Annotated in this window: 5 protein-coding genes and 1 riboswitch; of the genes, 1 reads left to right on the top strand and 4 read right to left on the bottom strand. The window is 56.1% G+C overall.

All coding sequences use genetic code 11. From position 1 onward, the window contains the following. A partial coding sequence (locus AB3175_RS09840; protein WP_367360764.1) for a hypothetical protein occupies positions 1-370 on the top strand: 370 nt, incomplete at its 5' end. Positions 371-511: 141 nt separating this feature from the next. On the opposite strand, the gene AB3175_RS09835 is transcribed toward AB3175_RS09840, so the two are convergent. The 4 genes from AB3175_RS09835 to gdhA all read right to left on the bottom strand — a co-directional run bounded on the left by AB3175_RS09835 (position 512) and on the right by gdhA (position 7190). Next, on the bottom strand, positions 512-1183 hold the full coding sequence (locus AB3175_RS09835; RefSeq protein ID WP_367360763.1) for a formate dehydrogenase subunit gamma: 672 nt from the start codon (positions 1181-1183) through the stop codon (positions 512-514). 2 nt (positions 1184-1185) lie between these two features. Further along, positions 1186-1980, bottom strand: coding sequence for a 4Fe-4S dicluster domain-containing protein (locus AB3175_RS09830; RefSeq protein ID WP_367360762.1), 795 nt, complete (start codon positions 1978-1980; stop codon positions 1186-1188). A 16-nt stretch (positions 1981-1996) separates the two neighbouring features. Beyond that, a complete protein-coding gene (gene fdnG, locus AB3175_RS09825) occupies positions 1997-5089 on the bottom strand; it encodes a formate dehydrogenase-N subunit alpha (RefSeq protein ID WP_367360761.1) in 3093 nt (1030 codons plus the stop codon). A 27-nt stretch (positions 5090-5116) separates the two neighbouring features. Next, positions 5117-5236: riboswitch (molybdenum cofactor riboswitch) on the bottom strand. A 592-nt stretch (positions 5237-5828) separates the two neighbouring features. After that, complete coding sequence (gene gdhA / locus AB3175_RS09820; protein WP_367360760.1) at positions 5829-7190, bottom strand: NADP-specific glutamate dehydrogenase; 1362 nt, start codon at positions 7188-7190, stop codon at positions 5829-5831. Between the last annotated feature and the right edge of the window lie 462 nt (positions 7191-7652).

The raw sequence follows: 7652 nt of genomic DNA, 5'->3' as shown, positions 1-7652 counted from the left end.
TGTCCTCATGGTGGGAGGGATTGCGGCGGGCTATATGGGAAGCATCGACGGATGGACCCTGCAGCAGTTCGACATCCTGCTGGGGCGTTACGGCGGCGGGGACCGTGTGGTGTTGCGCAGCGTCGTGCAGTTTGACGTCGAAAAGCTGATCGAGCGGACTCTGCTGACGGCCAGGGCGGGACATGAGGACGAACTGTTCAGGAAAATTCAGCTGCTTCGCTTTGGCGTCGATCCCGTCGTCAGCGATCAGGCGAATAAGGTTCTCGGGGCGATGGCCTCTCGATATGGGATGGCATCGCCGGAGGCCCTTCTGAAGAAAAAGGATATTCGCGAACTTGTCCTGGAGTTGTCGAAGCGTATGAGGGCTTGATCCCTGACGTTATGCTGAAAAAATCCCCCTGGATTTGTCCGGGCCGGTAACCGTACGCCGAAAAGAAAAGGGGAAGGACCCGCCTTTTGAGGTCGGGTCCTTCCCCTTTTCAGGTTTGGAGAGAGAAGTGGTTTATGTGGTTTATCCGTGATGGCCGTGCGAAGACGATTTCTCCTCCCCGTAAACCACCAGCGTTCCGTGTTCTTCCATTTCCTTGAGCCACTTGGCGTGCTGCTTTTTCAGCCAGGGCCGGCTGACCCAGCCCGTCAGCATCGCCGGCAGCGAACCGGGAGATCCCACCGTTCCAAGATAGAGGTGGATGAAGAAAAAGGCGAAGATCGCCACAAATCCGGCGGCATGGATCAGGTACATCAGCCGGACGATCATGGCCGGGATGTGCAGGGGAAAGAGCATGATCAATCCGGAAAAGATCATCGCCACTCCGCCGGCTGCCACAACCAGGAAGAACATCTTCTGGCCGGGATTGTATTTCCCCACCTCGGGCACTTTGTCCACATGCCAAAGATAACCGCCGGCGCACTTGATCCAGTCCAGGTCCTCGGGAAAAACAAAGACCCCCGCCTCTTTCCACCACATGCTGACCGTGAAGAAGAGGGCCAGGATGAAGAAGAGCGCCGTTATATTGTGGATGTACTTCAACGACTTCAAGCCGCCGAAGGGTTCTCCGAGAAAATTCAGGGAATGGAACATCATTCCAAGCCCCGACAGGCACAGAATCAGGCATGAAACAGCCAGGCTCCAGTGCACGATCCGTTCAAAGGAGTCCGTGGCCTGAATTAATCCTTTTCTCATGGTTATTCCCCTCCCTTCTGTTCTTGGCCCGTCTCCTCGTCGGGAAGTTTAGGCCCGTGGATGATGTAATGCAGGAATGAACCGGCGATGACGCCGCCGGCAGCCAGAAGGCTCAGGGGCTTCATGATGTCCTTCCAGAGAATGACGGACAGCGGAACGCTGGGGCTCTTCGGCAGGTGTTCATAGACCCCGGGCTTTTCATCCAGGACGTACATCACATGGGTGCCGCCGACGAACTTGTCGCCGTAGACGCTGGCGTCTCCGCCCAGTTCCTTGGCCCGGGCATAGGCTTTTTCGATCATCTTGCCCTTTTCCCCGAAGGTGATGGCCCCCGTGGGGCAGGCCTTGGCGCAGGCGGGAATCAGGTCGGCCTTGATGCGGCTCAGGCAGAGGTCGCATTTGTAGACCTTGTCCGTCTTGCGGTCGTACCGGGGGATGTCGAAGGGGCAGGCAGAGATACACTCCTTGCAGCCGATGCACAGATCCCGGTTCAGGCCCACCGTCCCTATGTCTGTAACGTACAGGGCGCCGCTGGGACAGACCTTGACGCAGGCGGCATCCGTGCAGTGCATGCAGCCGTCCTTTCGGAACAGCCATTTGAGTTTTCCGTCCTTTTCTTCAATTTCCTGAAAGCGGATCAGCGTCCAGGTGTTGGCCTGAAGATCGGGCGGGTTCTGATAGGTTCCGTGATTTTCCGTCTGTTTCGCCGGCTGAGCATTCCACTGCTTGCAGGCCAGTTGGCAACCCCGGCAGCCGGTGCATTTAGATACATCGATAAGTTTTACATATTCAGCCATTTTCGTTTCCCCCCCCTTACTTCTTGACCACATTGACCATGAAGGCCTTGCTTTCCGGGATCGTCGTGTTGGCGTCGCCGATCGTCGGCACCAGCAGGTTGGCCGCGTCACCCCTGGTGAAGACTTCCGCCTTCTTGTCGCCGGGGTTGTATGACCGATCCTTTGTCGTGATCCATCCGAAATGCCAGGGAATGCCCACCTCATGGAGAATGTTCCCGTCGATGTTGAACGGTTTGAAACGGGGGGTTACGATGGCCACACACTCCACCTGACCTCTTGGGGAGCTGACAATGACCTTGTCGCCGTTGGAGATTCCCCGCTCTTTTGCCAGTTCCTTGCTCATCTCGCACCACATTTCCGGCTGCATTTCGGCAAGCCAGGGGCACCATCGGGTCAGAACGCCGGTCTGCCAGTGTTCGCTGATGCGGTATGTCGCACAGATGAATGGATATTTGGGATCGCACGAATCGACACCGGAATAGACGTCCAGATCGGAACCCACGCCGGGTTTGTCGAACCGCTTGATTGTCGGATTGTTCTTCTGGGGTGACAGGACGTTCTTTTCCACCGGGCATTCCAGGGGTTCGTAGTGCTCGGGGAACGGACCGTCCGCCAGACCAGGACCGAAGATGCTGGCCACGCCGTCGGGTTTCATGATGAAGGGCGGCCTCCCGGAGCCGGGGTTACCCGCGCCGTCGGGGACGTCGCCAACCCACTTGTCGCCGCTCCACTTGATAGCCGCCTTCTTTGCGCTCCAGGGGTTTCCTTCCGGATCGACGGAGGCGCCATTGTAGAGAATTCGCCTGTTGACCGGCCAGGCCCATGCCCATTCGGGGTAAAGGCCGATACCGGTCGGATCTTTCTTCCCCTCGCGGCGTGCGGACATGTTCTTGTCCGTGTAGGAGCCGCAGTAGACCCAGCACCCGGAGGACGTGGACCCGTCATCCTGCAGCCAGGCAAAGGTGGGAACGGGATCACCCTTCTTGAATTCCTTGAATTCCCCGGGCTTCGTGGGATTTTCCACCGTTTTGTCCTCGAGGAAGACCCCGTTGATCTCCTTGGCCACGGCGTGGGGATCGAAGTGGAAGTGGCCGTCAAAGGTTTTCGGGCCGTAGTTCCAGCTCAGCTTGGTAATGGCATCGGCATTGGGGCCGCCTTCCTTTTCGTAAAGCCCTTTCACCTTGAAGTAGATTTCCGATGTGATGTCCCCGTCGGGAAGGGCCACGCCCGGGGGATTGATGGCCTTGTAGCGCCACTGGTTCCAGCGGCCGCTGTTGATGATGCTCCCCTCCTTCTCGATGGAGGCGGCGCAGGGCAGCAGGAAAACTTCCGTCTTGATCTTTTTGGGATCCATTCCCGGTCCGCGCCAGAAGGAGCCGGTCTCGTTATCGAAGAGGTTGACATTGACCAGCCAGTCCAGCCTGGTCATCGCCTGGCGGACCTTGTTGGAATGGGCGCCGCTGCAGGCGGGATTCATGCCCCAGGCGAAGAAACCCGTGAACTTTCCCTTGTACATCTGATCGAAGAGATTGAGCCATGAGTAGTTGGCCCCGTCGTCGATCTTGGGGAGGAGGTTGTAGGCCTCGTCCAGGGTGACGTTCGTTCCGTACATGGCCCGGAGGAAACTCGCTACATACTTGGGTTTGTTCTTCCACCAGTTGAGGCTGTTGGGTTCCTTGGTCGACGGTGTCTCCTTTTCCAGGTACGCCGCCAGGGTTGCCAGCGACGCCTTGGGGGTGCCGAGGTAACCCGGCCAGATGTGGAACAGCAGTCCATGGTCCGTGGATCCCTGGACGTTGGACTCGCCGCGCATGGCCGCCACGCCGCCGCCGGGAACGCCCATGTTGCCCAGGAGGAGCTGTATCATGCACATGGTCCGGATATTCTGGGTGCCCACGGTGTGCTGGGTCCATCCCATGGCATAGAGCTCGACAGCGGAACGATCCTTCGTTCCCGTTGATCCATAGAGCTTGTAGATCTCGATCAGCTTGTCAACCGGTGTCCCGGTCACCTGGTTGACCACTTCGGGCGTGTAGCGGGAATAGTGCTTTTTCAGGAGCTGGAACACGCAGTTGGGGTCCTGCATCGTGGGATCCTTCTTGATCCGTCCGTCCCCTTCCGTCTGGTAAGACCAGGTGGATTTGTCGTACTTTCCGTCCGTCAGGCCGGAGAAGACACCGTTGTTGTCGCCGGGAAGCTTCAAGTCGGGATTCACGAGGAAGGTCGCGTTGGTGTAATTCCTGACGTACTCCTCGAAGTAGAGCTTGTTGTCGAGAATGTACTTGATCATCCCGCCGAGAAAGGCGATGTCCGTCCCCGAACGGAGAGGTGCATAGATGTGGGATTTTGCCGCCGATTGCGTGAACCGCGGGTCCACGCAGATGACCTTGGCCCCTTTCTCCATGGCGGCGGTGATCCACTTGAAAGCGATGGGGTGGTTGGAGGCAGGGTTGCTGCCCATGATTAAGATCACATCACTGTTGCGGATATCGATCCAGTGATTCGTCATTGCGCCGCGTCCGAACGACTCTCCCAGAGCCGGTACAGTAGGGCTGTGTCAAATACGGGCCTGGTGTTCGATATAGACCAGCCCCAACCCCCGCAGAAATTTCTGATAAACGAAGCACTCTTCGTTATCCAGCGCGGCGCTGCCGACGGAGGCGATTCCTTCCGTCCGGTTCACGACCTCGCCTTTGTCATTGGTGGCCCGGAAACTCTTGTCGCGGCTTTTCTTGACATTTTCCGCAATGCGGTCCAAGGTCCACTCCCAGTCCACCTCTTTCCATTCCGTAGCGTAGGGTGCCCGGTAAAGGGGTTTGCCAAGGCGGTTTTCGTTGTTCGCCATCTGATAGATAGATCCGCCCTTGGTGCAAAGGGAGCCGCGATTGATGGGACTGTCCGGATCGCCCTCCGTGTTTACCACTTTTCCGTTCCGGGTGGAAACGATGATGCTGCATCCTACGGAACAGTAAGGACAGATCGTCGTCGTCTCTTTGGCATACTGAATCTTCAGCGGTTCAGCATGCGCCAAAGAAGGCCTGAAGCCGATGCCTCCGACTGCCAGAGTGCCGCCGGCGATCTTCAGGAATCCTCTTCTGCTTACATCCATGACTCTACACTCCTTTCGATATGTAATCCCCGTTCATCGCTTTCTCCTTTCCAAATCCGGGAGGTTCCGCCGTTTCCGGCAATGCCCGTTGCCAGCCGTCCATGGAGAACCTCTTTAAGAATCGGCAGATCGGAGTGCACAATGTTGGATTTCTACCTGATAACCCATCCATCGTCAGATGAGAGTCACCCTATAGCTATTTCTTTGCAGGATGTCAATAACTTCTGTATTATTAATATATTATGTCATTTATGACAGGTCGAAAGTATCCGGATGAAGACATTTTTCTCGTTAACGTGTTTGGAGCGGAGGGAGAGCAAACAGCTCTTGCCCCGGGCCGCCTTCGGGAGCGAATCGGCTCATCAAAAAGGTATCTTCATGATACCGCTATTTTGAAAAGTATTAAGACGAAATGGAGTCCTTCATCGGATAAATCCTTACAGAGGATCATGCGATTTTCTTATCGCTGCAGGGATTGGTCTTTGAGCGGGCTTGATGGAGAACATAGGAACGTGTTCCGGTTGGGGGAATCTTTCCGCAAAGGGCGGGTGCGCACCGAATGGTTCCGATGAGCCGCCGAGCCCCTCTCGATACGCATCAGAAAACAGAGGAGCGATTGCAGGATGTGACCAAAACCATCTGCAATCGCTCCTCGGGAACGCAGGGGATGCCAAAAGGGGCAGTCCGCCTCTAGCCGCCAGCGGCTCAAGCGGGACCGCGCCTCAAGGCAAAGGGGACGTTACACCACTCCGTAGGCCAGCATGCTGTTGGCCACTTTCATGAACCCGGCGATATTGGCGCCCAGCACGTAGTCCCCCTCTTTTCCATATTCCGCCGCCGCATTGAGGCAGGCGGTGTGGATGCTTTTCATGATCTGAAGCAGCCGGGTATCGACTTCTTCACGGGGCCAGGAAAGGCGCATGCTGTTCTGGCTCATTTCCAGACCCGAGGTGGCCACGCCGCCGGCATTGGCCGCTTTGCCGGGGCCGTAGATGACGCCATTGTCCTGGTAGATGCGGATCGCCTCCGGGGTGGAGGGCATATTGGCGCCTTCGGAGACGCAGATGCAGCCGTTTTTCACAAGGGCTTCCGCATGGCTGGCGTCGATTTCATTCTGGGTGGCGCAGGGAAGGGCGATGTCGACGTGAATGCCCTGATTCTTGATCACATCCCAGACGCTCTCTCCGATGTAGCAGCATGCTGATGCGGCGTATTTATCGGCATATTCACTGATGCGGCCTCTGCGGATATTCTTCAATTCCATGATGTATTCGCACTTTGCATGGTCGATTCCTGCTTCGTCGACAATCGTTGAGCTGGAGTCGCACAGGGTAATGACTTTGCCTCCCAGGCTGGTGACTTTTTCGATGGCGTACTGGGCGACATTTCCGGAACCGCTGATCGCCACGGTTTTACCCTCGAAGGTGAGGCCACGCCAGGCGAGCATTTCCGCGGCGAAATAGACGCAGCCGTAGCCCGTCGCCTCGGGCCGGATAAGGCTTCCGCCGTAATCCAGGCTCTTGCCGGTCAAAACGCCCGTATGCTCGTTGGCCAGTTTCTTGTAATAGCCATAGAGGTAACCGATTTCCCGGGCTCCTACACCGATGTCTCCCGCCGGGATATCCGTATCGGGGCCGATGTGCCGGAAAAGCTCACGCATGAAAGACTGGCAGAAGCGCATGACCTCGTAGTCCGATTTTCCTTTGGGGTCGAAGTCGGAGCCGCCTTTCGCGCCGCCCATGGGAAGGGTCGTCAGTGAATTCTTAAAGATCTGTTCGAAACCAAGGAACTTCAGGATGCTGAGATTAACGGAGGGATGAAAGCGCAGCCCCCCCTTATAGGGACCGATGGCATTGTTGAATTGAATCCGGTATCCCCGGTTGACATGCACCTCACCTCTATCGTCCGTCCAGGGAACGCGGAAGGAGATCACCCGGTCCGGCTCCACGATCCGCTCATAGATTTTAGCCTTGACAAACTCCGGATGTTTCAGAGCTGTCGGCTCCAGAGTGAAAAGCACCTCTTCCACCGCCTGATGAAATTCAAATTCATAAGGATCCTGCTGTTTAATCTTGTCGATAACATCGCCGACCACGGACATTTTTTGGGACCTCCATATAAGAAATAATGCACTGCAAACTCTTCAAACGTATAGCTTCTAAGACCACTTCCGCATCGGTCGGAGAGGCCTCGTGAAATTCATATACACGGCCCATGGCGAGGATTTTCCGCCGCGGGCACGTTCTGCGCGATTTGAAATAATGGGACTTACGCGTTGTTCCGGGGGCGGACCTTGACGCCATGTCACAGCCTCCGCCTACCGGCCATCCGCGAAATGCGTCTGGATCCGGAATTTTGGCCGCCATGCCGAATGACGATCCCCCTCCGTCACGTCCTTTCTTCCTTTATGAGAAAAAACGACCCCATAAAACCCGAAAAACCCATGTTTGACAATGAGGTTAAAGCTGATTTTTGCATAGTGTATATCCGCGTTTTTTTATAGTGTCAATAATCAATATTGAAAAAATAATACGGGGGAAGACCTGCGGGAATTTTTTAAATG

Origin of the sequence: Syntrophus sp. (in: bacteria), assembly GCF_040768185.1 — a bacterium.
Taxonomy (GTDB): domain Bacteria; phylum Desulfobacterota; class Syntrophia; order Syntrophales; family Syntrophaceae; genus Syntrophus; species Syntrophus buswellii.
The sequence above is the reverse complement of the archived record's forward strand: the minus strand, read 5'-3'. Positions and strand labels throughout refer to the sequence as shown.

Bases quoted from the DNA above. Each gene is read 5' to 3' on its own strand.
- AB3175_RS09835 (WP_367360763.1), bottom strand. From the start codon at position 1,183: ATGAGAAAAGGATTAATTCAGGCCACGGACTCCTTTGAACGGATCGTG.
- AB3175_RS09830 (WP_367360762.1), bottom strand. From the start codon at position 1,980: ATGGCTGAATATGTAAAACTTATCGATGTATCTAAATGCACCGGCTGC.
- gdhA (WP_367360760.1), bottom strand. From the start codon at position 7,190: ATGTCCGTGGTCGGCGATGTTATCGACAAGATTAAACAGCAGGATCCT.